Origin of the sequence: Rhizobium sp. BK212 (assembly GCF_014197475.1) — a bacterium.
GTDB classification, from domain to species: domain Bacteria; phylum Pseudomonadota; class Alphaproteobacteria; order Rhizobiales; family Rhizobiaceae; genus Rhizobium; species Rhizobium anhuiense.
In genome coordinates this window covers 398,752-422,711 of the sequence record NZ_JACIFS010000001.1, presented here as the reverse complement: position 1 = coordinate 422,711, position 23,960 = coordinate 398,752, and the positions used below count along the sequence as shown (strand labels likewise).

The 23,960-nt window shown below is 58.5% G+C and carries 24 protein-coding genes and 2 pseudogenes; 11 read left to right on the top strand and 15 right to left on the bottom strand.

Features of this window, described 5'->3' with window-relative positions; genetic code table 11:
* Positions 1–3 precede the first annotated feature (3 nt).
* On the bottom strand, positions 4–1,089 hold the full coding sequence (locus FHT79_RS02030; RefSeq protein ID WP_097542627.1) for a polysaccharide pyruvyl transferase family protein: 1,086 nt from the start codon (positions 1,087–1,089) through the stop codon (positions 4–6).
* A gap of 256 nt (positions 1,090–1,345) precedes the next feature.
* Between FHT79_RS02030 and FHT79_RS02025 the strand changes: the two are divergent.
* Positions 1,346–1,468, top strand: a pseudogene (locus FHT79_RS02025) (TetR/AcrR family transcriptional regulator); the annotation flags it as partial.
* 6 nt (positions 1,469–1,474) lie between these two features.
* Here the strand turns inward: FHT79_RS02025 and FHT79_RS02020 are convergent.
* Positions 1,475–1,675, bottom strand: coding sequence for a GNAT family N-acetyltransferase (locus tag FHT79_RS02020; protein WP_246713890.1), 201 nt, complete (start codon positions 1,673–1,675; stop codon positions 1,475–1,477).
* 57 nt (positions 1,676–1,732) lie between these two features.
* Positions 1,733–2,710 carry an AraC family transcriptional regulator gene (locus FHT79_RS02015; RefSeq protein WP_183902926.1) on the bottom strand — a complete coding sequence of 326 codons (978 nt, stop codon included), beginning with the start codon at positions 2,708–2,710 and terminating at the stop codon, positions 1,733–1,735.
* A 125-nt stretch (positions 2,711–2,835) separates the two neighbouring features.
* Here FHT79_RS02015 and FHT79_RS02010 point away from each other — a divergent pair, with 125 nt between their 5' ends.
* Positions 2,836–3,867, top strand: coding sequence for an aldehyde reductase (locus FHT79_RS02010; protein WP_183902925.1), 1,032 nt, complete (start codon positions 2,836–2,838; stop codon positions 3,865–3,867).
* 260 nt (positions 3,868–4,127) lie between these two features.
* On the opposite strand, the gene FHT79_RS02005 is transcribed toward FHT79_RS02010, so the two are convergent.
* Complete coding sequence (locus FHT79_RS02005) at positions 4,128–4,604, bottom strand: NUDIX domain-containing protein (protein ID WP_029733135.1); 477 nt, start codon at positions 4,602–4,604, stop codon at positions 4,128–4,130.
* A gap of 259 nt (positions 4,605–4,863) precedes the next feature.
* Positions 4,864–5,469: a LysE family translocator gene (locus tag FHT79_RS02000; RefSeq protein WP_183902924.1), complete on the bottom strand. Its 606-nt coding sequence runs from the start codon at positions 5,467–5,469 to the stop codon at positions 4,864–4,866.
* 375 nt (positions 5,470–5,844) lie between these two features.
* Between FHT79_RS02000 and FHT79_RS01995 the strand changes: the two genes are divergently transcribed.
* On the top strand, positions 5,845–6,102 hold the full coding sequence (locus tag FHT79_RS01995; protein WP_028758724.1) for a CrpP-related protein: 258 nt from the start codon (positions 5,845–5,847) through the stop codon (positions 6,100–6,102).
* Positions 6,103–6,293: 191 nt separating this feature from the next.
* Here the strand turns inward: FHT79_RS01995 and leuS are convergent, their stop codons facing one another.
* Entirely contained in the window at positions 6,294–8,792 is a 2,499-nt protein-coding gene (gene leuS, locus FHT79_RS01990; RefSeq protein ID WP_183902923.1) for a leucine--tRNA ligase, read from the bottom strand.
* Positions 8,793–9,350: 558 nt separating this feature from the next.
* Between leuS and FHT79_RS01985 the strand changes: the two are divergent.
* Positions 9,351–9,892 (top strand): annotated as a pseudogene (locus tag FHT79_RS01985) (transposase); the annotation flags it as partial.
* Here the strand turns inward: FHT79_RS01985 and FHT79_RS01980 are convergent.
* Positions 9,889–10,248, bottom strand: a complete 360-nt coding sequence (locus FHT79_RS01980; RefSeq protein WP_156148404.1) for a hypothetical protein — start codon at positions 10,246–10,248, stop codon at positions 9,889–9,891. The pseudogene FHT79_RS01985 and the gene FHT79_RS01980 sit on opposite strands and share 4 nt — an antisense overlap.
* Positions 10,249–10,410: 162 nt before the next feature.
* On the opposite strand from FHT79_RS01980, the gene FHT79_RS01975 reads away from it, so the two are divergent.
* Complete coding sequence (locus FHT79_RS01975; RefSeq protein ID WP_047611881.1) at positions 10,411–10,653, top strand: hypothetical protein; 243 nt, start codon at positions 10,411–10,413, stop codon at positions 10,651–10,653.
* A 319-nt stretch (positions 10,654–10,972) separates the two neighbouring features.
* Positions 10,973–11,740 (top strand): prolyl oligopeptidase family serine peptidase, encoded by a 768-nt coding sequence (locus tag FHT79_RS01970; protein WP_183902922.1) that lies wholly within the window; start codon positions 10,973–10,975, stop codon positions 11,738–11,740.
* 20 nt (positions 11,741–11,760) lie between these two features.
* Here the strand turns inward: FHT79_RS01970 and FHT79_RS01965 are convergent, their stop codons facing one another.
* The 3 genes from FHT79_RS01965 to FHT79_RS01955 form a co-directional block, all read right to left on the bottom strand.
* Positions 11,761–12,246 (bottom strand): AAA family ATPase, encoded by a 486-nt coding sequence (locus FHT79_RS01965; protein ID WP_097596030.1) that lies wholly within the window; start codon positions 12,244–12,246, stop codon positions 11,761–11,763.
* Between the two features lie 214 nt (positions 12,247–12,460).
* Positions 12,461–13,303, bottom strand: coding sequence for a dienelactone hydrolase family protein (locus FHT79_RS01960; RefSeq protein ID WP_183902921.1), 843 nt, complete (start codon positions 13,301–13,303; stop codon positions 12,461–12,463).
* Positions 13,304–13,509: 206 nt separating this feature from the next.
* Positions 13,510–14,394, bottom strand: coding sequence for a LysR family transcriptional regulator (locus tag FHT79_RS01955; protein WP_183902920.1), 885 nt, complete (start codon positions 14,392–14,394; stop codon positions 13,510–13,512).
* 42 nt (positions 14,395–14,436) lie between these two features.
* Here FHT79_RS01955 and FHT79_RS01950 point away from each other — a divergent pair, with 42 nt between their 5' ends.
* Positions 14,437–14,706, top strand: a complete 270-nt coding sequence (locus FHT79_RS01950; protein WP_183903020.1) for a 4-oxalocrotonate tautomerase — start codon at positions 14,437–14,439, stop codon at positions 14,704–14,706.
* A 393-nt stretch (positions 14,707–15,099) separates the two neighbouring features.
* Here FHT79_RS01950 and FHT79_RS01945 read toward each other — a convergent pair whose 3' ends face one another.
* Positions 15,100–16,068 (bottom strand): DMT family transporter, encoded by a 969-nt coding sequence (locus tag FHT79_RS01945; RefSeq protein WP_183902919.1) that lies wholly within the window; start codon positions 16,066–16,068, stop codon positions 15,100–15,102.
* A gap of 437 nt (positions 16,069–16,505) precedes the next feature.
* Between FHT79_RS01945 and FHT79_RS01940 the strand changes: the two genes are divergently transcribed.
* Positions 16,506–17,477 carry a DMT family transporter gene (locus tag FHT79_RS01940; protein WP_183902918.1) on the top strand — a complete coding sequence of 324 codons (972 nt, stop codon included), beginning with the start codon at positions 16,506–16,508 and terminating at the stop codon, positions 17,475–17,477.
* Between the two features lie 175 nt (positions 17,478–17,652).
* On the top strand, positions 17,653–18,387 hold the full coding sequence (locus FHT79_RS01935; RefSeq protein WP_183902917.1) for a phosphotransferase: 735 nt from the start codon (positions 17,653–17,655) through the stop codon (positions 18,385–18,387).
* 289 nt (positions 18,388–18,676) lie between these two features.
* On the opposite strand, the gene FHT79_RS01930 is transcribed toward FHT79_RS01935, so the two are convergent.
* The 3 genes from FHT79_RS01930 to FHT79_RS01920 form a co-directional block, all read right to left on the bottom strand.
* Positions 18,677–18,988, bottom strand: coding sequence for a DUF982 domain-containing protein (locus tag FHT79_RS01930; protein WP_029868329.1), 312 nt, complete (start codon positions 18,986–18,988; stop codon positions 18,677–18,679).
* Positions 18,989–19,267: 279 nt separating this feature from the next.
* Positions 19,268–19,618: a type II toxin-antitoxin system RelE/ParE family toxin gene (locus FHT79_RS01925; protein WP_183903019.1), complete on the bottom strand. Its 351-nt coding sequence runs from the start codon at positions 19,616–19,618 to the stop codon at positions 19,268–19,270.
* Complete coding sequence (locus FHT79_RS01920; RefSeq protein ID WP_029868331.1) at positions 19,599–19,874, bottom strand: type II toxin-antitoxin system ParD family antitoxin; 276 nt, start codon at positions 19,872–19,874, stop codon at positions 19,599–19,601. Before FHT79_RS01920 ends, FHT79_RS01925 begins: the two co-directional genes overlap by 20 nt.
* A gap of 162 nt (positions 19,875–20,036) precedes the next feature.
* Here FHT79_RS01920 and FHT79_RS01915 point away from each other — a divergent pair, with 162 nt between their 5' ends.
* Positions 20,037–20,729 (top strand): HAD family phosphatase, encoded by a 693-nt coding sequence (locus FHT79_RS01915; RefSeq protein WP_183902916.1) that lies wholly within the window; start codon positions 20,037–20,039, stop codon positions 20,727–20,729.
* A 102-nt stretch (positions 20,730–20,831) separates the two neighbouring features.
* Complete coding sequence (locus FHT79_RS01910; RefSeq protein WP_183902915.1) at positions 20,832–21,350, top strand: GNAT family N-acetyltransferase; 519 nt, start codon at positions 20,832–20,834, stop codon at positions 21,348–21,350.
* A 179-nt stretch (positions 21,351–21,529) separates the two neighbouring features.
* On the opposite strand, the gene FHT79_RS01905 is transcribed toward FHT79_RS01910, so the two are convergent.
* Positions 21,530–23,932, bottom strand: coding sequence for a serine/threonine protein kinase (locus FHT79_RS01905; protein ID WP_183902914.1), 2,403 nt, complete (start codon positions 23,930–23,932; stop codon positions 21,530–21,532).
* Positions 23,933–23,960 lie beyond the last annotated feature (28 nt).

The following is a 23,960-nucleotide window of genomic DNA, read 5'->3' as shown; positions in this document are numbered from 1 at the left end:
GAATCAGACTATGGAGGGTTGAGGTATTAGATCTGGGGCCGGAACAGCGGGACTTGGATGCATGGGTTTACTCGACTTGTACCAAGTTCCTCCCAGCTCATACGGCAGGCGAGACATTGCTGCCAAAAGCTCACCGGCATTTGTCGCCTTCTCCACCAGAGGGCTATCGCCAGTCTGGCTACCGATGACGTCGTGCAGATTGCTTCCGTCCCTCGCAACCGCGATATGCGGCTTATTCAGCAAAAGACAGAGAATATGACCGTGCAGATGGTTGGTGATGATCCGTTGTGCGCCGGAGAGGATCTTCACGCCGTAATCGACATATCGAGCCGCGACATCCTGACGATGCTGGGCGATCATCTCTGTGCGGCTAAAGCCATGCCGCAACGCCGACTTGACGACGCTCGACTTGCGCATGCGCGACAAACTGTTCGGACCGTTGATCCAATTGGTAAGAGGTCCGTCAACGATCGCTCGCGCTTTCGCTATATCGACCTCGTCCTCTCCGAGAGGCTGCATGACATATAATACCCGGAGAGGATCGGCTTCGAACGGTTTCAGCGCTCCCATGCCGAATGCCGTGTCCGGGCCGGCCTCGACATCACAATCGAAGTTGGCTTTCGCCAGCTCGAAACTCTGACGATCGCGCGTCATGCAAAAAAAATTGCGATGCCTTCCGATCGTACGTTTCGCATATTCCTTGAGGGACTCGTTTGCGAAATGGATCGTTTGCGGCATCTGGATGATCGTTCGATCCGGATATTTCCACATCAAACGGTAGCGAACATCATCCCTGCCCGCCTGCGCGTCGCCAAGGTCGGCCCCACCGCAAATGAATATTGGGGCGTCGCCTGGTGTTGTTTTTATCTCATCTATACTTTGCGTTGCGCTGCCCGTCAGCACCGGGAGGCGCCCCGTTACTTCGCGCAATACTATCGCCAATCCAAGCCAACTCGCGTGATGGCCAGGATCTTTATTTGATGGAAAGTTTATTAAAACGTAAGGCTGTCCCCGGCTTACAAATTTCCTTACTATTTCAATCAACTTTTCTTTTTGTCGTCGTATTACAACTTCGCCGAGGTGATGCATATACTCAACTTGTATTTTCAAAACTCAAACAGCAATTACAACCGCGATTCTGAAGAGTCAATTGGAGGATGAATTACTTTTAGGTCATAGTTAAGTGGGCAAATTGTCTCACGTCTTGGCCACCAGCGATCACGAGGTTCGAGCGTCGAGCCTGGGCTTGGCAAATGCCCGTGACGCGGGCGAGCGGCTCCTGAGGAATGGTCGTGGATGACGAAGTGTTGATCAGACGGGACCGTCGAAGATGGAGATCAGGGAGAGCGGCGCGGCTCTCAACGCTGCCCTCTGGGTCGCCGCCAGCGAAAACCCGCAGAGCGTGCAGCCGAAGGCGGTCGAGGCCTTTCATGCCTTGGCGGGAGGCCTGCTTTTGGAGCGTTTGTGATCTAATTCACAGTGATCGTTCGAAAAGAAGCTCATTGTCCTTTTCGCCGACGTGTTCCCAACCAGCCGCGCGATAAAATCTCTCGGCTCGGGTGTTTCGATCGGTGGTGAGCCAAGCGCGTCCGATTCCTGCAGACTTGAGACAGGCACAGGCTTCGGCCAGCAGGATCGAGCCGATCCCATTTCTTTCAAATCCGGGAAGCGACATGTTTGCGCCGTAAGCAGACTTCTGCCGACCAATCGATCTTGCTCTATGCGAGTTTGGTCAGCTTTCCGAGACGGCGTTCGAGACCTGGTTTGACAACGGCTCTCCATCACTCCCATCCGAAGCATGCAGAGAACCTCTATAGGCTGTCGGAGAGCTGCCGCTCGCGCGTTTGAATGCGTTGCTGAAGGCGCTCTCGGACGTATATCCAAGGGAGCGGGCCACGATCGCTACGGGCGTCTTATCCTCGCGCAAGGCGCGTTCAGCGAGGCGCATCCGCCACTCTGTAAGATAGCCAATTGGTGCGACACCCGCTGCTGTTCTGAAGTGGAAGGCGAATGATGTCCGCGACATCGCGCATGCCTTTGCGAGATCTTCCAGATGCCAGGCACGAGCTGGGTCACCATGCATCAGGCGCAATGCAGGCGCAATTCGTGGATCAGCCAGTGCGCGCAACCAACCGGCAGGTATGAGGTTCGACGTGTTGAGATGAGAGCGAAGGATCTCGATGAAGAGCAGTTGCGTCAACTGTGCCGACGCGAGCTGAGCACCCGGCTGCCCGATGTCCCTTTCTTCAATCAGCCGATCAAGAAGCCACCGGAATATTGCCGCGTGCGGCGATGACGCCCGCGTGTGAATCCATAAGGGCAGTATGTCTGCCAACAGACCGCCGCGGATCGGATCGAGCAGCACATGGCCGCCGATATGCGCAAAGTCTCCACCATCGCCGAGCGTCGCCATCGTCCTGCCGCTGCCGGAGAAGAGATCCATCGCGTCGACAGGCTCAATACTCAGGTCACTAGCGAGAACGAAGCTCCGACGTCTTGCCAGAAGACCGACGTCGCCCGTTTCAAAATGCTTAGGCTCCGCTTCGCCCTCGAGTGTAACCCAGCAACTTCCCTTGACCACGGCAAAGAACTTGATCTTGTCACGTCCTGGAAAACGGATCGCCCACGGGCCGCCAGCGGTGAAGCCACCCGTTACAACTGCTTCCGCATTCGTGAGCTTTAGTAGGTCGGAAAATGGGTCAGTGATCATTTCGTACTCTCGCGCAAGTAATCCGTATCTTCAAGCATTCACAGTACAGGCGGCTGCTCATAGCTTCCACCCACCACGCGTTCTGCAATCAAATGCGGCGCGATCTGGATCCTGTGAGGAACGATATGACTGGCGAACTTGTACTTGTGACCGGAGGCACCGGCTTCATTGCGCAATATTGCATGCTGTCTCTATTGAATAATGGCTACCGTGTGCGAACGACAATTCGTTCGCCCCAACGGCAAGCGGAGGTGCGTGAGCATCTGAGGTCTGGCGGCGTGGATGCAGGTGAACGTTTGTCGTTTGTCTTCACCGATCTCAATGCCGATCATGGATGGCCGGAAGCTGTGGCGGGGTGCGCCTACGTGATCCACGGCGCTTCGCCAACCCCGTCCGGCGATCAGACCCGCGAGGAGGATTGGATCAAGCCCGCTGTCAATGGAAACCTCAGGGTGCTGCGAGCGTCGCGTGATGCTGGGGTCAGGCGTGTTGTGCTGACATCGGCATTTGGCGCGATCGGCGTCGGCCACAAGCCCGGCTATCGGCGACCATTCGACGAAACCGACTGGAGTGACCTGAACGGCAACGTTGCGCCCTATCAGAAGTCGAAAACCCTCGCTGAGCGCGCTGCATGGGATTTCGTTGCGCGGGAAGGAAATGGGCTGGAACTTGCAGCGGTTAATCCGGTCGCTGTCTACGGACCGGTTTTGGGGGCTGACTATTCCCATTCGATTAGGCTGATCGCCAACATGATGAGTGGACAGCCGGGATGCCTGAATGTCAACTCCTGCTGCGTAGACGTCCGCGATGTCGCAGACTTGCATCTTCGCGCCATGACCAATCCCGCTGCCAAGGGAGAGCGGTTTCTCGCCACCGTTGGCGAAAGCATGTGGATGATCGAAGTCGCAGAACTGCTGCGGCGACGATTGGGGAAAGCCGCCGCGAAAGTATCGACACAAGTTTTGACCGACGACCAAGTCCGCACCGCTGGTGAAACGAACGAGCAGCTTAAGGGGATCGTGCCACTGCTTGGATACAATATGAATTCGACCGGCAAAAAAGCCGAACACCTCTTAGGTTGGGCTCCCCGATCAAGAGAAGAGGCAATCGTTTCGTGTGCCGAGAGCCTCATCCGGCTTGGACTGCTTCGCGACTAGTTGGGAGGCGAAGCGAAGAGCCTAGCGGGTTCTTCGCTCACCATTGCGTGGTGGCCTCAATGTGACCTAATCTACTGGGTGACTTCGAACCGGGCGGGCCCTTGTTTTCCTCTGTATGATGGTAGGGGTGCTGCTATGTCCGCTTCGAGCCGATCCTAGACGTCGGGCAGGTCGCTTGCATGTCCGTTTTCGTGTCGGGGTGTTCTAGCTGCTGGCTGTCCGCCACCGGCCCCGAAGCGGTCATTGGGCGTCGCAGAAATTTAAATTTTCCGCGACACCTCATGGATGAGAAGATGCCGAATAGGCTCCCGATTCACAAATTCTGCCTCTACATGTTTTAGAACATGGCGCTGCCCTGCGAATGGCACCATTTCCATCGCCTCCGCGAATGATACCCACTGAAATTCGCTGTGTTCGTCGTTGAGAAAAACTGGCTGCTCGGCATCCACAATGCCGACGAAGACGGGCAGCATACTGATGGCATTGCGATCAGCCTCATAGAATTGCTCGCAGATATCTGCGGAATAGAGAAAGTCGCAGATCAGGCCCGTCTCTTCACGGACCTCTCGTAGCGCAGTTTCCCAAGCTTTCTCGCCGTCCTCGATGCCGCCGGCTACCTGGCACCACTCACCAATCAACGTGTGATTTCTGCGTAAAAGCAGCACCTCATGTCGAGCAGTTCTTTTGCGGATGACGACGACCGATACAGCAAAACAACGGATTGGAATTTCGATCATGAGCCTCTCCGCCAAAGTGATCCGCTGGATCTGTCCGTCGGCATAATAGGAAGTTCCGCAACGCGCACAACGTTCGCTATTGGCGCATTCCAGCCGAGGCCGGTCTTCCGCTCTCGGCCCGAAGCGGACGTTCGAAGTCCTCTGACCTTTCGGGGCCGACAAGCCGTTGATGCCAGTCAGCCATCCCCGCACGTTCTCTTATCGCATCGTGGGCTTCCGTCATCGCGTCACTATTCGGGGCTACGCCTTCGAGGCGGCATCATCTGCTGGCGACAAGCACCCCTGCCCCGACCATCAAAGCTCCAGCGCCACGGTTGAGGATGCCGATCTTTTTCGGATCGGCCAGTGCCGTTTTCGCTTTATAGCCGATGAGAACATGTCCTCCGACTACGACCACCTCTATCAGGGCTATGACCGCCAGCAGTTCCACGGTGTCGGGGATGGTCAGTGGCCGGATGCCCAAGACGCCCGGCAGTAGCGCCAGATAGAAAATCGGCATTTTGGGATTGGAGATATTGAGAAGAAAACCCGTAATGAAGAGGCGGATCAGGCCGCCCCTCATCACACGAGGTTTGATGTTCGGCTTCGAACGCCACATCGTGACCCCTGTGTAAATCAGGTAGATAGCGCCGACATATTGGATCAAACGCAGATTTTCGTTCATGTATTGAGCAATGGCGTTGAAACCGATAGCCGCGAAGATGACGAACAGGAAGATGCTGCAAACGACGCCGACCCCATAGGCGACGCCGTGCGCCGGGCCGCTGGACACGGTCTTCGACAGGATCGTCAGGTTGTCAGGGCCAGGGCTTGCTGCGAATACGAAGAAAGCCAAGCTAAACGTCAGAACTGTTTGTAGGTCCATCATGCGCTCCTTTGCTCCGTTAACTCGTCGAACTTGCAATATCCGCCTTGAAAGTACTCCGCTCCTATCTGCTTGTAGCGCTCAGCGGGCGCATTATTACGTGTAAAAAATTCTAGAATCAACACTTATGGTTGCGCATAAATTCGTCAGGAGGTGTGCTGAAATTAGGCAGTACGTCTGATTTATTTGCTGCTCCTGCGATCAATTGGCGGCGGGGCAAGTATGAAGCACAGGAAGCATTGACACTCCGGTGCAACGCCCGACCGACCAGAGGCGCTCTCCAATCGAAACTGTCCCAAATTAACCCATAATTTAGCATTCGCTTGCATGCGCGGACTTCGATGCTACCGTCGACGCCATCGTGGGGGATCGCGTATGACAATTGAAGAGCTGATCGATTTACAGGAAGCAGGCTCGAGGGCGCGGGTGCTCGGACTGAAGGCTCACGAGAACCCATACCTCGCGGCCCATAGGATGCCGACCGGTGATAGCGCTGCTCTGGGGGATTGGCTTGCGCGTCACGACGCGTGGAAGTTCGGTTGGGAAGCGGAGGACGCCAGCCGTGAAGGTAGAATTGTGACTCACTTCAAAGAGCTGATCTCGATTGCCAAACGAGGTGCGCTCGATGCGTGACGTTGTTAATTTTGGCTACGATGCCTGAGTTAAACGCCAAGCGTCGTGTTCGGGCGCTGGTGAAACAATGGGACATCACCCTCGAAGCAGCCCGCGATCCGTTGTTTCTCAGCAGGAAACATAGACGGCCAGCGGCTGTCATAAATTGAGATTTTGCTGGTTACAGCCATCGTTGCTCCTTGAAGAAAACCTTACCCTTTTGTGACATAGTTCACCAATCGACCCGGGACCGCTATTTCCTTCACAACGGTCCTGCCGGCAAGCAAAGTCACCACCTCAGGCTCTGATCGAGCTGCCGCCAGCAAACCCTCCCCCAGATCGGACGCCGCTCGGAAACGGTGACGAACCTTCCCGTTGATCTGCACCACGTACTCGCGCATCTCCTCCTCCGCCAATTCAGGATCGAAACTTGGCCATGGAACGAAAGCCAGTGTCCCTTCATGACCAAGCTTGCTCCACAACTCCTCGGCAATGTGAGGAGCGAACGGGGACAACAATAAAATCAATGTCTCGACGACCTCGCGCGGCCGCTCGGTCGCTGCCACAAGGGCGTTAGACAATTCCATCAGACGGGCGATGGCCGTGTTGAAGCGCATGGCTTCTATATCTTCGGTGACGAACTTCACCGTCTGATGGCGCAAGCGCAGCAGTTCCGAACCAGGGATGGCGTCCCGCACGGCGGGATGCAGTCCATCAGCCTCATCACAGACCATGCGCCATGCTCGATCCAGGAACCGGCGCACACCCTTCACACCCTCCGTCTGCCAGGGTTTGGTTCCGTCCATTGGCCCCATGAACATCTCGTAAAGCCGCAGCGCATCAGCCCCATATTCGTCGACGACGTCATCAGGGTTGACGACGTTCAAACGCGACTTGGACATCTTCTCGACGGCGCGATGGACCTCGACCGAGCCCGCAAACCATCGTCCGCCCTTTTCGGTTACGGAAGACGGCTCGTAATATCGGCCAGCCACATCCCGATAGGAGTGGGCGAGGATCATGCCCTGATTGAACAGGCGCTGAAATGGTTCTTCGGTCGATACGACCCCGATATCGTAAAGCACCTTGTGCCAGAAGCGAGCGTAGAGCAGGTGCAAGACGGCATGCTCCGCCCCGCCGACGTAAATATCGACGGGCATCCAGTAGCGTTCGGCCTCATGCCCCACCAGTTCACGCTTATTGTGGGGATCGAGGAACCGCAAATAGTACCAGCATGAGCCGGCCCATTGCGGCATCGTGTTGGTCTCCCGCCTTGCCGGGAGGTCGGTGCCAGGCACCGTCGTTTGCACCCAGTCCTCCGCCCGGGCGAGTGGCGGTTCTCCGTCAGCCGTCGGTGCATAGTCATCCAATTCCGGCGGCAGCAGCGGCAGGCATTCTTCAGGCAAAGGCACCACCGAACCGTCGGCCAGATGCAGCACCGGAATCGGCTCACCCCAATAGCGCTGACGTGAGAAAAGCCAGTCCCGCAGGCGATAGGTGACCTTCGCTTTACCTGCCCCGTTGGCCTGCAGCCAGGCAACCATCGTCTGCCTGGCTGCGGGCGCGTCCAGGCCATCCAGAAAACCGGAACCGACCATCCGCCCATTGCCCTCGTAGGCCACGCGCTCGACGTCCTGGTCGCTCTCGATCACGCGCGTGATCGGCAGGCCGTGAGCAACAGCAAAAGCATGATCACGCGCATCATGGGCTGGAACCGCCATGAGGGCACCAGTGCCATAATCTGCCACCCAGATCGGCAGCCGGATCCCTGTTGCCGGATTGACTGCGTAAGCACCCGTGAAAACGCCGGTCTTTTCGCGTCCTGCATCGGCGCGCGACGTCTCATCTAGGACTGCAGACTGCTCAACATAGCTTTCCACCGCAGCTCGGGCCTCCCCCGTCACGATAGCAGGCAGCAACGGATGCTCCGGCGCGACGACGATATAGCTCACACCAAACAGGGTTTCGGGTCGTGTTGTGAAGGTCACGATCTCCGTGCCGCCAGGATCGACAGTAAAGGCAATCTCGGCTCCTTCCGAACGACCGATCCAATTGCGCTGCATCGCCTTCAGGCTTTCTGGCCAATCGAGGCCGTCCAGTCCCTGCAGCAGCCGGTCAGCATAGGCCGTGATGCGCAGCATCCATTGACGCATCTGACGGCGGACCACCGGATCGCCGGTCTCGACGTAGCGCCCGTCTTTGACTTCCTCGTCGGCGAGCACGGCATTCTGAGCCGGACACCAATTGACCGCCACCTCGGCCTGGCACGCAAGACCCCGCTCGAACAGCTTCAGGAAAATCCACTGCGTCCACCTGACATAGTTGGGATCGGTGGTGGCGAATTCGCGGCTCCAGTCGTAGGAAAAACCCAGTCGTTGCACCTGGCCGCGAAACGTCTCGATATTGCGCTTGGTCGTGATAGCCGGATGAACGCCTGTGCGCATCGCATGGCGCTCCGCTGGCAGGCCGAAGCTATCCCATCCCATCGGGTGCAACACACTGAATCCGCACATGCGCTTGTAGCGGCACAGGATGTCAGTCGCCGTATAACCCAGGGGATGGCCGACATGCAGCCCAGCGCCTGACGGATACGGAAACATATCGAGTGCATAGAATTTCGGCTTGGTCGGCTCGAACTCCGCTCGAAAGATATCGTGCTCGGCCCAATAGGCCTGCCATTTGGGCTCAATGGCCCGTGGATCGTAGGGCATGCGCCGCTCCTCGCGCCGACCAACTCATTGGTGGCGTCTTTTGAATGTGGCTCGCTTTTAAGGATGTCAGGAGCAGCTACGGCTGCCGGTACTGCGATGATTTCCGGCAGCCGCCGCTAAGTCGACATGCATGCGAGTTCGCCAGCCGCAGCCGCGCTTCGACGGTGATTGAATGATGAGGCGAGGAAGACGTTCCAACGTCCATGATGACGACCCAGGCAGATGAAATGAAAGGCAAATAGCAGGATTGACCCGGCTCCAGTCAGGAGGCCGGGTTGGTAAGTCGTGCGCCGAGAATACGCACGCGTGCTGCTTTGCTCGCGAAGGTCATCATGAATCAAGAATGCCCTATATGATTGCTTCTGCCAAGAGTGTATCCCTTGACTGCAGCCGGATACGAGAGTTCTGCCCGTCGCATGGTGGTGCCTACATCTGTCAATCCGGCCATCGATCCGCTGGCCTACCTGACGGCCATGCAGTTGGGCCAGCGGCAACGGCCACAATCCGGTTTTTTTAAGTGCTCACGATGACTGCCGTCATCCCAACCATCCCCTCGATGTGCTGATCGCCAAATACTATGATCACCTCCCACTCTATCGCCAGTCAGAGATTTATGCTCGGGAAGGCGTCGATCTGAGCCGTTCAACTATGCCAGACTGGATCGGCAAGGCCAGTACATTGCTGGAGCCGCTGCTGGTGAAGCTTCAAGAGCATGTATTCGCAGGTCATCGACTTCATGGCGATGATACAGTGTTCCTGTGCTGGAGCCTGGAAGGGACAAGACCAAGACTGGCCGACTGTGGACCTATGTTCGCGACGGTCGTCCCCACTGTGACACGACACCACCGGCAGCCTGCTACTTCTTCAGTCTGGATCGTAAGCGGCAACATCCCAAGCAGCATTTGGCACCTTCTCTGTTCGCCGGATCAGAAAAAGGCGGAGAACGGGCCGCCGCCATCCTGTCACTGATCGAAACCGTAAAGCTCAATGGTCTCGATCCAGAGGCCTATCTGCGAGACATCCTTACCCGCATCGCCGATCATCCCATCTACACAATCGGTGAGCTATTGCCATGGAACACCGCAGCTAATCGAATCTAACCAGGAAAGCGCTGGTCGCAACGTCGGGCAAAATTGATTACGAGCGCGGCGTCTTTCTCAGCAATAGCGGACAAGGAATCTACATGCTTCTGCATGTAGGCTTCTGCATCGCTTTTAGGTCGACGAGACTGTTCGAAAATGCCTTCAGCCTGGACAGCTAGCTTATCGAATTTTGTTTGGTAATCTCCGGCTTTGTTGGCATCTCCGGCTTCCTGATAGACCTTAGCCATGATCGCAAAGGCCGCTCCACACTGGAAAGGATGCTCGTTTGTATTCGGTCCAAGCTCCGCCGGACCCTGGCCGTAACTCGGCGTTGCCAGAGTCCCGATCAAAAGCAAAACAATCGCACGCACCACAAGCTCAACCTCTTCACGCCGGAAGCTGTTATCGTAGCATTACAGCCTCAGGAAACGCCATCATGCACTTGGAAAACCAGTTAACCGGACGCTTACTCGCCGATTATCCGATCAACCGAATTGACGCCTTGTTGCCGTGAAACATCACACCGGAGCCCTGATTTGATCATTATCGACGTTATTTTTGAGGTGATTGGCTACACTACCGCCAGGCTCGTGTTGCCGCTGATCACCGGCGGGAAGGTGCGCGTGCAAGCCATATCCTCGACCGAGACGGGATTTAACTGGGTGGGCTCCAAACGCGTCCCCGATGGCTCACTGATCTGCCAAGCTCCTATGGCAGGATGGATCGGACTGATCCCGTGGGTGGTTGTGGTCGCCGTTCTTATCCTCACAATCGCATAGCCGTCACCACCGGACGCTTACTTCCTATCCGCGTTCGTTGTGAAAGCTATGTCTAGCGGAAAACTGCTAAGCAAGCTTTCCCAAACAGCTTCAACCTGTCTACTTTCGCAAGGCGGGCTTGTAACTGTCTGTCGTGGGACAGGCATCTCGACCGGTCCTCGGGATGAATTGGGCATGTTTCAGCCCACGGACGGGGGATTCGAGAACTCCACACGCAGTGCGGCCTGGATATTCCGCAATCGCCGTATGCAGAAGGCGATCACCGAATGTTGCCAATACCAAAAGTTGTACTACTGTCTGTCCCGCACGAGAAAACCTGATGGTGGTTATGCCGGTAGTAACTCGACATCTCATTGACCGGGGTGACGGAGCCACGGTCGAGCTCTTTCAAGCTCAGGCCGCAAGCGAAACGCCCGCAGGCGCAATCCTGTTTGTCCACGGCAACCAGGGTGGCCGTCTGCTTGGAGGGATAGAGGCGGTCGATAGCGGCGCGTTGCTTCGGTTCTGTTCTGGTTTGAATATCACTGCGGCGGCAGTCTCGCAGCCCGGTTTTGGGGCGTCAGATGGGCCTCCAGATTTCTGCGGTCCCAAAACTCAGCAGGCGATCATTGCGGCTCTCGGCTTCCTGAGGGAACAGCCTTCCGTCGACCCTAGCCGAATGGTCCTCTATGGAAACAGTCGTGGCGCCGTTGCATCGGCAATGGTTGCCACCCAGATTTCTGATCTGCGGGGAGTCATTCTCTCGGGCGGCGTCTACGATCTTGAAGTCGCTTATCACGCGAGTTCAGACGGTTTGCGGTGGGCTATCGAGAAGGAGGCGGGCCTGTCGAGAGAGGCCTTTCTGGCTCGCTCTGCGCTGCATTACGCGCCCGAAGTTCGGTCGGAGACGCTGTTGCTGCATGGAAAGCATGACGACCGTGCGTCGGTTGCTCATGCTGAACTGTTCTCAAAAGCTCTATCCAATGCAGGCGTCCCGGTGACGCTTCACGTGTTTGAGTGTGGGCATCAAATTCCAAGGAGCCACGTGCAGGAAGCTCTCCGCCCCTTCCTGAAAAGGATGTACCATCCCATCGTGACCTATCACTAAGGCGGCACGTAGCTTCGGCTTCAGATTGCCGACAGGAAGGTTGCAACATCCGAGCGGCTGGACAGCCTTACCTTTTGCAACGGATGCTCCTCGAAAAAACATTGATGTGCGTCGAAGGAATTCATGTGGTTCTTCCGAAGACGGTAACCACGCGTGTATTCCAGCAATTCCTCGAACTGTTCCACGGTCCCGCCGCCGGTTTGGCCTCGTTGCAGAAGGTTTGAAATACACTCATCGTCAGAGACGTCGAGCCAAATCAGAGTTGTCACACGCGTCATCACCTGCCTGAGGATCGAACCGTAAATACCCTCCATCACCCAAGAGCTGTTGCCCGCAGCCTGGGTCACCAGTCGGTCGCGCTCATCACGCGGACGCTCTCCGGCAAAATTCGGTAGCCAATGAAGATCGTCGAGATGAACTGCTGGGATTTGCAATTTATGGGCTAGTTGCCCGGCCAGCCAGGACTTGCCACTTCCGCCATTGCCTACGATGAATATTCTGTCCATCTCTTGTCCTGCTTCAATGAGGGTAGATTGCTGATGGGCTTCAAACGTGAAGCCGATCGGTGAACTTTATTGCATCGAATCCGAGTTGAGTGGTCTCAGCCCCGAAGCTTGCCTGACTGGAAGGCGAGAACGATCAGCACCGCTGATCGCCGGCAAGCGAACCTGACTGACGCATCATCGAGCCCGCGTCGCCGCCAAATTGCCGCCAGTTCGTTCAGTTCGAGAGATACTCGTGCAGGAATGCCTTCACTCTGATGAAGGACTGCTCAGCAGCAGGCGCGTTATATTCTTCCCGATGACCGAATGCCGTCTTTGCCACTGTGACGTCTGGAGCATCGAAGGCATGGTACGCACCTGGATAGATATCGAGTTCGATCGGCGGACCTTTGCCACTGATGTGAGAAACCCTCTGCCGACACCTTTCGGCTGAGCTCCAATCGTCCACGTCGCCAATGAGGATCAAAGTTGGCACCGTCGCATCGCCCTCGTGGGGAGCGCAAACCGGATAGTACCCGACTGCAGCCTCGAACTTCCGATCCATGAACTGTTCGTTGCCCTCGGTTTTCGTGGCTTCCAGCGTCGCGATGCCACCAGCGGAAAAGCCCATCAGCCCCACATGTCGGGCATCAACGAAGGTGCATGTTGATAGGAAATCGAGAGCCCCGTAGGCATCGAATACCCGGTCAGGAAGATAGCTCTCACAGGTGTTGTCGATGTTGCGGGTCGTGAAGCTGTCGACCACCAGCACGACATATCCCCATGAGGTCAACCGCTGCGGCCAGTAAGTCTTGACGTTCTCATGGATACCGCCACAACCGTGCATGACGACGATAGCCGGAAAGGGACCATCTCCCTGTGGTCGGCTTAGATATCCCAGCAAGTGCGTGACTTGGGCCTGCGGGAGACTGACACCTTGTTCCCTTGCCTTGCGTTCCAGGAATGGACTTGGCTTTACGACTGCGCTGTCGAATCGCACCAACTCGTCGGCGTGAGCCGAAGGGTCAGGCTGCACGATAGCGATGAGCAAAAGTCCGAAAACAAGCTTTGTGATTTGCATTGAGTTGCTCCGCTGGGAGACAGGCAGTTGATCAAACGCTATCCACAACCGATCATCATCTAGATGCGGAAACTTCGACGTCCATAGGCTTTAAAGCGGCGCGGCAAATAGTCGCCTTCAATGATTATCCCCAGGCGTAAGTCCGGAGCCGGGGACAGAGTTCAAGGCTAAACCTTACGAGCGACATCGGCCTTGGCCGAGCGTCGTCAGCCAAACCGTTCCACCAGGAAATCGATCACCGTCCGCAACATCGCTGTCGGCCGCCGGTTCGGCGCATAGACGAGGTGCATCGGGACGGGCTTGTAGGACCATTCCGGCAGTACCCGTTCAAGCCGTCCTTCAGTGATATCGGCGGCGAGCAGCAGTTCCGGCTGAAGCGCAATTCCCGCGCCGCTGAGTGCTGCCATGCGCAGCGCCGCTCCCTGGTTGGTCGAGAATTTTCCGGAGATCAACACATCGCGCAGTTCGCCGCCCGGCCCGACCAGGTGCCAGCGATCCTGCATGCGCCAATAGGAGTGGCCGAGGCAGAGGTGGTTCGCCAGAGCCTCCGGCGAGGCCGGCCGGCCATGGCGGGCAAGATAGTCCGGCGAGGCAGCGAGAATCCGCCGGTAGGGCGTGAGCGGGCGGGCGACCAGGCCGCTGTCGGCGAGCGGGCCGATGTGGATACCGAGCTCGAACCCCTCGCCGACGAGATCATGGACATTGTTGTCGAGCGACAGTTCGATGCTGACGTCGGGATAGGCGTTCTGGTAATCGATTAGCGCCGGCACCAGGACTTGCGTGCCGAAGCTGACCGGCGCCACCAACCGAAGCCGGCCGCGCGGCGCCGATTGCAGCTCGTTCGCCGAAGCCTCGGCCAGCGCCACTTCGGAAAGCGCGCGTTTGCAGCGCTCGTAATAGAGCTGGCCGACCTCTGTCAGTTGATGGCGCCGCGTGGTGCGATGGATCAGCTTCGCCCCGAGCCGGGTCTCGATCGTCTTGATGTGCTTGGCAACCATGGCAGGCGACACTTGCGCGATCTCCGCGGCCGCCGCGAAACTGCCATTGTCGATGACCCTGACGAACATCGCCATGCCGGCCAGCTTGTCCACGATTGCCTACCTGTTGGTTTCGAATGACGATACCAACAGCTTATTTATCAACCGACGAATTTACAACATAGTCATCATGCCCGCGCCAAGACGACGGACATCACCAACCTGACCAAGGAAGAGACCATGCCCATTCTTCACCTGCAGATGCATCCCGGCCGCACCGACGATCAGAAACGCGCCTTCGCGCGCGAAGCAACCAAGGCCGCCGTCGAAACCCTGGCGTGCCCGCCGGAATCGCTGGAAATCCTGATAACGGAGATCGCCAAGGATTCCTGGGCGGTCGGCGGCAAGCTGAAATCCGAGGCCTGACAGACGACCCGCTATGCCGAAGGCTCGAGCTGCGGGCCCGCCGCCGCCATGGTATAGGACGGGGAGCCGGCCCTCGGCTCCCTGCTGAATGTGAAGGGCGGCCGGTGATTTTGCCACTCCACCGCACGCAAGCCTTTGGACAGCCGACCTCACCGGGGAGTTTGCTTTTGGTGCATCTGAGCCATGGCGGAGTTCGGTCCTAAGCGGACATTTCGGTGTTGAAGGCGAAGGCTGCTTGGCGTCCTCATATCAGTCGTAGAACCAAGCGGTGACTTGAAAGCGGACAACACATCGGAGTGGCGAGGCGGCATGTTTGCGTCAAAAGCGGATTTTACGTTGAACGTGGTTGCATCTCTGATGCCTGCGCCTGTTTTAGGCCCTGTGTCCAGCGGGTCACTCGTTCGCAAGCACGTTCTTTCCAGATGCAAATTGGCGATCATAGAAAATCCGAACCGACAGAACGACGCCGGCGATCAGCACGACAACCCCAGCGACTTCGATCGGAGTTGGCCAGCGGGCATGCACGACAAGTCCGCCGATCACGCCGAAGGCAGTCTCTGAGACGATCAATTGCGCGGCCAAGGCAACCGGCAGGCTGCGGGAGGCGATATTCCAGGCCCAGACGCCGCCCACGGTGGCCAGCAGCGCGAGAGTTGTGCCCCAGACATAGAGGTTGCTGGCAGCGCTCCAGCCGAATCCCAATATAGGAAGCCGGAAGAGGTCCATTGCGGCACCGATGGGATAGAAGGCCAGCATCAAGACGCCGCCGCCCACCAGTATCAGCGCCGACCACACGCCGGAGGGCATGTCCGGCCGTGCGGCGAGTGCCGCCTGATTGGAAAGCGCGAACCAGACCCAAAGGCCCACGGCAGCAAGCGCCAGCGGCACGCCAATCCACAATGATTGCACAGAGTCCAGTCCTTCGGCCGTGAATGCCGTGCCATTGACGAGAACAAGACCGACCAGCACCAGTGCCAGAGGCACCATGAGGGATCGCCATGGCAATGATGCCTGACGCTGATTGCCAATGACCATCAATACGATTGGCACCAGCCCGAGAAAGGCCGGAGCGATGACTGGGCCGGCAAAGAGGGCCGCTCCGGTCACTGTCAGGAAGTAGCCGACATAGCCGACGAAGGCGAGCCAGATGGCTTGCAGGCAGTTTCGAAGCGTGAGGTGGCGCATGACACCCTTCTCGGAAAACAGAATGTAAAGCCCGACGAGTGCCGAGACGACGTGACGGATGAGGGCAAAATCAAAGGTGGAATAGTCACCGATGATGAAGGGCACGACGAAATTGAGCGAAAAGGCAAAGGCCGCAAAGAGAGCGGCCGACACGCCAACATAGAAAAGTCTGTCCATATGCTCACCCCTTTTGACGTTGCGTCACCGAGCCCTGGTCTCCGCGACGCCGAGTATGCCGTTTGGCAGTCAAGCGAAATGCTTGATCGAATGGATAAAATTTACCGGCCACGCGCCCTGGTCGGTAGCCGGGGAAAATGAGAGCCAGCCTCTCGATCCGCATCACCCGGATCATGAAACGGTGCAGAATCGCAGGGGCCGCGATGCGTGTGCAACGCTTCGAAGCGATCATCGCTGCTTCATCGGGATGGGATTCACGCAGACGGCCGTGCCGCCTCTTCAGGAGGGCCGATTTCCCGCCGCAACTGCTCAGACCGGGCGAACTTCGGCAAGCCGCTTGACTGCATACTCGTCCCGCCAGCAGACGGCGGCTTCGCAACCAGGGATACCGCCGCCTTCATCTGTGCAGCGCACGGGAATTGTGGCATAACTGGGCCATGGCGATACATGTCTTGGCGGTCCATCGCGACACGGTCGGGACGGAACAGGCGGCGGGCGGTTCGCTTGCAGCCGCCTATTCCGTGGGGGTTTTCTGCTGGCTGCTGTCGGCCGGCGTCTATATCGCCGCGAAATGGGTCTCTTCGGAGATGCCGCCCTGGGCGCTTTGCTTCTGGCGCGTGCTGATCGCCTGGGCGATCCTGATGCCCATCGTGTACCGGCATTTCGGCGCCATGGTCGCGCTGGTGCGGGCTCGCGCCCTCGAGCTGCTCGCCATCGGCGGTGTGGGGCTTGCGATCTGCCAGGGCCTGATTTTTGTCGGCCTAGAACATGCCGATGCCACGACCGCCGGCATCATCATCGCCCTGATCCCGATCATCACCATGATTCTTGCCCGTTTCATTCTGGCTGAGCCGATGGGACGCTGGCAGGTGATCGGATCGATCCTCGCCTTTTTCGGGATCGTGGTCATCATCGTCAAGGGCAGCCCGGCTGCGCTCTTGCGTCTCGACCTCAATCCCGGGGAGTTGTGGATCGTCGCTGGCGCGTTCTGTTTCAGCCTCTATACCGTCCTGCTCCGCCGGGCGAAATTCGATGTGAATCGCCTTGCGCTCCTGGTGCTGCTCCTCGGTGCAGCGGTGCTGACGGCGCTGCCCTTCTACCTGTTTGAGCTTGTCTCCGACGAGCGCTCGACGCTGAATGCCAGCGGCCTTATCGCGCTCGGCTATGTCGCGATCCCGGGTGGCGCGGTTATGTATTATCTCTTCAATCGCAGCATCGAGGCCCTGGGTGCGGCGCGGGCGGGCGTGCTGCTTTACATCCAGACGATCTTTATCGCCGTGCTCGCCTACCTGTTCCTCGGCGAACAGTTGCAACGCTATCATCTCGAAGGCGCGGCACTCATCGTCGCCGGCTTGCTTCTCATCATCTTGCTGAAGCCAACGACCAGAGCGGAGGCGACCAAAGCCTGAGTACGAACGCAATGGCTTTCCCAATGACCGCTTCTCAAACCTGTGCCATGTCCGCTTTCGGAAAAAGGAAACAGGTGATTCCATGACCAATATGGGGCGCAATGTTATCGGGTGTTGTCCCGATCCTGCGCTTGGTTTACCCAAGTCTCAATCGGGTTGATCGAGGGTGCTGCGAGTGGGATGGGAAGCACTGGAGCTGTGGGGCAAGGACGCGGTTCGCATCAAACCGCTGGCTGGCGGGGTCGCCAATGACGTCTGGAGCGTGCACATCCACGGGCAAATTGCAGTCGGTCGTCTGGGTACCAGGAGCAATGCTGATCTGGCGTGGGAGGTTGAACTCCTCCGGCACCTTGACCGTGAAGGTCTGAGCGTGCCGGTGCCGATCCCGGCAGACGACGGCCGGCTATTCGCGGATGGCCTGATGGTTATGACATACATGCATGGCGGACCACCCGAGACCGAGGGCGACTGGCGTCGTGTCGCCGAGACCCTCCGCGAACTGCATCGTTTGACGCAAGGCTGGCCGCAGCGCCCAGGGTGGCGATCCTCGACGGACCTCCTGCATGCCGAGACGGGGACGAGGATCGACCTTGCCGCGATGCCGCCAGATGGCGTCGCTCGATGCCGCGCGGCGTGGGCACGGCTTGTCGGACGTGAGACACGCGTCGTCCACGGTAATCCCAACAACCCTGCCAACATCCGCATGACCACGGACCGCGTCGCACTGATCGACTGGGATGAGTCGCATATCGACGTCCCCGACCTTGACCTCGTCTTGCCCCATAATGCTGCCGATCTGGAAGCCGGGGCGTATGACATCGCCGCGCAAGCATCGGCCGCATGGGAAGCCGCCGTCTGTTGGGATGACGAATACGCGAAACAGCGACTTGCCGAAGTTCGAGCGGTCTAGAGCGGTTCAGCTTTTAACGGAAGCGCAGAACCGCTCTATTCTTTTGTTTTTACGCAATTCCCGGCAAAAGCGCTTCGCGCTTTGCCTGGGAAACCCGCTTCGCACTTTTCCTGGAATTGCTCTAAAGCGCGTCGCATGAAACGTGGTTCAAGCGACGTGCTTTAGCTCTTTGTTTTTATGCATGTCGTACCTCCGGAACCGCTGCACACTTCCGGGCGACATGCATCAGCGACGGCCGCTCCCGGCGCAAGCCTGACGTCGATAGGCAGGTAGCCCCTGGAAATACGGCCTAGGTTAGCATCATCGGAGGAAGGTCCGGCCGCCGCTCTCCCAGTCCCCGCGGGACGAGCGATAGAGCCGCGATCCCCGCCTCATCGGCCGCACGCAGAAGCGCTTCCCGGAATTGTTCCGGGGCAATCTTCCCGCTCAATGCGTCGACGCAGGCTTTCACGGCAGCCACATATTCCTCGCCGTCATCGCAAGGCCAGTCGTTGATCAGGAGACGCGCCGCGTCGCCCAGCGTCCATACGATCTTGCGAGATGCCGGTCCTCGCAAAGCGAATCCGACCGGCGTAAATGCTGATGATGTATTCCAGCACATTGTCCTCGACCCCTCAAGGCACGGGTACTACAGTCCCCGCGATCAATATACGCGCGTATTTTGAAATTTGGAATTGAAAACTGTCGAGAGGCACCGCTTGAACGCGAGGCTGTGGAATCAGGAAAAATGGCGCCCATGGCTTTATCTCGGAGCGCCCTGCGTTGCGTCGACAGGTGACATCCCTGGGGCGGAAAGGCCGTCCACATGATCGGAAATCATGGAAGGCGTTTTTGAACCATGCTTTCCGACGAAGCGTAGCAACTGCCACCAGTAGGGACCTTATCCATCCAGCATACGTGCGAGCATATGTCTGATATGGTCCTGCGCGCCGTAGAAAATTGCAGCGATAGTGATCGTGCGACGACTTTCCACCGGCACGAACCAGATAGCCGCCTTATCCCGCCGAAGAAACCGGATTCCAGGGTCAATGTCGGCCCGTAATGTGCCGGTATAAGGCGTATCGACGAGACGATCGATTTCGACACGCAACTTGCGGATTCGTTCAGCGGTACGCTCCAACGCCTCGTCGGCCAAGTCTCCGAGTTCGACGTGGGACTCGAAGAGATGATCGAAAATCAGCTCAAAATCGCGTTCGGCATCCTCGGAATATTCAAGGCTCCACACGAACAGCCCGCCGCTTCCGCTCGATCATCGCCTCGACGCGGCTTTCCATTTCCGTCGTGGAAATCATCGGGCCTTTCAGACGCCGCTGGACCAATTCGCGAAGCGCTGCCGTTTCAACGGCCTCTGCCTCCGTCTTTTGGCGGAGGAGTTCCAAGCCCTGCTGAAGAACGGAACTCATGCTGGAATACCGGCCGCTTTCCACCAGCGAACGGGCAAAGGCGTCCTGCTGGTCGGTCAGCGAGATCGACGATTTGACACTCATCGGTTTATCTCCATTGAGCCGAATTTGCTACTCAGTAGCATATTTGTCGATCTGCCGGAACCCCTCCCTCTATTCGTCATGACGGTGACGACCCATAGGCCATGGTGCAGTCAAGGCAAGCCAGTATACACTCAAGCGAATCCCCTTTGTCGAAAGCCATACATGCAGCGCCTGCCCCGTGCCCCCAAAGCCGTTCTGTTCGACATGGACGGTTTGATGTTCGATACCGAGGCGCTGTATCGGGATGCGACGATCACGGCTGCACGGAATGCGGGTTTCGAATTGCCTCTCTCGGCCTATCTTGAAACCATCGGTTTGCCGGCTTCCCGTGTGCGCGAACTCCTGTTGGCCCGGTTCGGCAAGGATGCCCCTCTGGAGGATCTCTGGAGGCAGGCTTCGGAACTCTTCACGCAGATGGTGCAAACGGATTTACGAACGAAGGCAGGCTTGCCGGAAATCCTATCCTTCCTCGAAGCGGCGCGGATCCCTTCGGCCATCGTCACCTCATCGGATCGGACGGCCGTCGAGGCGCATCTTTCGGCCGCCGGGCTGCAAGGCCGCCGGTTCCAAACCATTATTGCCTATGGCGATTACACGGTGGGAAAACCGGATCCCGCTCCATACCTGCTGGACGCCGAGCGGCTCAACCTGCCCATATCGGAATGCGTTGCCCTGGAAGACTCCCGAAATGGAGTTCTCTCCGCATCAGGCGCCGGAACGATGACCATCATGGTGCCTGATCTGGTTCAGCCGGCTCCGGATATTCCTGGCCGCTGCGCTTGCATCTTGGCGGATCTTCACGCCGTTCGGGATTTGATCGCCATCTCGATGGCGGGAGCCGCCGTGGAGCCGTGAGGGAACAAAACTGCAAGCCTAAACAGATGCACTCCGCACGTCATGCAGTTGACAGGTCGGGACGGTTCTTTCATCTGGAGCGCCAGATCAGGAGCCTCTCACATGACCCTTAACATACGCCCCGCGACGCCTTCAGATGCGGCAACGATCCTGCGATTCGTCCGCGAATTGGCCGACTATGAAAAGGCGATCCACGAGGTCGAGGCGACCGAGGAGAGCACGCGTGCGGCGATCTTCGGCGACGGTTCGGTCACGCATGCGCTGATCTGCGAACGCGAAGGCCAAGCGATCGGCATGGCGGTCTATTTCTTCAGCTATTCGACTTGGCAGGCGAAGAACGGCCTTTATCTGGAAGATCTCTACGTAACACCGGAGGCGCGCGGCTCGGGAGCCGGCAAGGCGCTGTTGCGGCGCCTGGCACAGATCGCGCTGGAAAAGAACTGCGGCCGCTTTGAATGGAGTGTGCTCGACTGGAACGAACCTTCGATCCGCGTCTATGAGGCGATCGGCGCGGAGCCGCAGAAGGAATGGATCCGCTATCGGATGGCGGGAGAGACGCTGGCGGCGTTTGCCGGGGCTAGAATTCTCTATTTTTTCTTGGCCTCGGCGCTTGCGTCTTGACGGACTTGCACGCCGTTCGGGATTTGATCGCCATCAGCCTGGCTGACCGCGACGCGGCCCGAACGGGACATTGCCGATAATCGACATTGTCCCATCGCGGTCGGGCGGGCGCATCATCCCGCGCAGCCGATAGTCAGCGGCACCCAGCTTTCCCCCTTCAATCTCCACCCTTCCGATCCTCACCGCAATTCTGCAGTAACCCGGAAAATCCCGCCGGCCGAAGCATCCGAGCAGACGACGAAGGTGGAGCCCTCCTGCGCCATGAAGGCGACGTTGCCGCCGGCTTCGCAGGGGGTGGCGCTCCATTGCAGGATGATGTCGCCGTTATCGGGCAGTTTTTCCGGCGGGATCTTCGCCGCACTTGCCATCCATTCGGTTGCCGACGGCAGGTGGACGGGGGCGTTCAGCTGTTTCGACAGCCAGGCGGTATAGTTCTGCGCCACGGCAAGCGGCACGTCGTCGGCCGGCTGCTGCGGATTGTCGGCATAGGCCTGGGCGGCGGTCTGATCTGAGATGGCGGTGTAATATTCCGCCATTTCGGCGCGGCTGACGGCCTTCGTCTGCATGCAGAAAGACTTGTCGATCTTCACTGCGCCATTGGCAACGCCGAGCATGCCGCCGAGTTCCTTCATCGAGGAGGTCATCAGCCGGACATTCTCCAGCGAATAACTTCCGGCCGGCACGGTTTCGAAGGCAAGGGTCGGCGAAACCGGGCAGAAGCCGCGCGCCGACAGCGCCTCGAGATCGGCGAGGATCGGCTGGTAGGCAATGATCGCGAGCTTGTAGGCCTCGGCGGTGTAGCGGTCGTCGGCCTCGCCGATCTTCGGCGCGAGGGCTGCTAGCGTCGGATCGGCCGCACCGGCGCGAGTGGCGATCGAAGCGTTGAGATCGGTGACCTTCTGCTTCAGCGCGGTGGCCTCGTCCTTCGCCGCCATGACATCGGCGATGACGGCGTCGAACAGTTTGGCGGCGTCGCCATAGCCTGAGGTCGCCGCCGGCGTCTGCCATTGCTCGGCCTTGGCCTTGGCTTCGGTCATCAGCCCGCTCGCCTTGGCGACGTCGGGGCTATCGCCGGCGCCGATGCGGTTGACGGTTTCGCGTTTGGCCGCCGCGTCCTTTTCGGCTGCGGTGAGCGCGGTGAGCGCCTTGGCGAGATCGTCAAACGTCGTTTTCGACTCGTGATAGGCGCCGACGGCAGCGTGCATCTGTTTGGCGGCGGCGGCCTCGGCGGCAGTCTTCATCTTGGTATCGGCCTCGGCAAAACCCGGCGCCTTGTCGCCGCCTGCGGCAGAGGCGGCAGCTTTTGCCGTCTCGGCATTCTCCTTGGAGATGGCTATCAGCGCATTGCCGAGATTGATGGCAGCCGTCTGATAGCCCGGAAGGGCCTTGTCGTAGTCTTCGTCCTTGAGCAGCGCATCGGCCGAGGTCAGCGCCGCAGAACCGGTGTCATAGGCGAGTTTCGCCTGGTCACCGGAAGGGCGCTCCGGCGCCTTGGCGGCGATCGCCTTCTGTTTGCGGCTTTCGGCCTCCTTCTTCCAGGTGTCGACATCGGCGACGAGCTTCGGATCCGGGCGCAGCAGTTTGGGGATGGTGACGACACCGACGCCGATGCAGATCAGGAGCAGCGCTCCGATCATGGAGAGCTTGGCCAGCGTCCATTTTTTCGGCTTCGGCGGTTCCGGCTGCTGCATGCCGCCGCGCGGATCCCATGACATCGGCTGGATGCCTGTGGTCACCCGGGCATATTCGCCCAGCGCATCGGCGCCTGTGCGCGGTCGCGCGGCCGGGTCGCGGCTCAGCATCCTTTCCACAAGGCTTGCCAGACCCTCGGGAAAACCGGGGGTCAGCACATCAAGGCGGGGAAAGACGTTGGACGGATCGAGATGGATGTTCTTCCAGCTCTGCTCGCGCTGGTGCTCGTCTTCCCAGACCATGACGCTGTCGAAGACGCTGGCATAGGTCTGCCGCGGCAGGAAGAGCTTGTAGGCGATCATGCCCATGGCGTAGATATCGAGCGCCGGCGAGGCGGAGAAGGTGCCGCTGGCATAGATCTCCGGCGCCCCGAATTCCGGCACATAGGGCGGTATGATATGCTCGCCGATCTTCGAGATCAGGTGCAGGTTGCCGATCCGCACCGACAGGCCGGAATAATCCTCGGAGACATAGATGCACTGGTCGGTCAGGGCATTGTGGGCGTAACCGGCGCCGTGCAGCGTCGCCAGGCCCTCGAGGATGTGGCGGCCGATCTCGACGGCGCGCTCGTAGGCCACCATCTCCGTTTCGTCGAGATACTGGTGCAGCGTCTTCGACGGCCGCTTCTCGACGATATAGAAATTGTCGTCTTCCGGCGACGGCGGAATAAGGTCCTCGATTTCGACGAAGCGCCGCGCCGTCAGCGATTTGGCCTCGTTGATCGAGGTCCAGACGCGCTCGAAACGCGCCTTGTCCAATTTTAGCGCTATATCGGGCGTGACGATGAAGACCGCATGGTCCATCCGCTTGTCCTCAGCGGGATAGACGATGAACTCGTTTTCATAGATCGGCTCGCCGATCGTGTAGCGGGCGATCAGATCACTTCTCATGCACGTGTCCCCCTGCATTCATTCATGA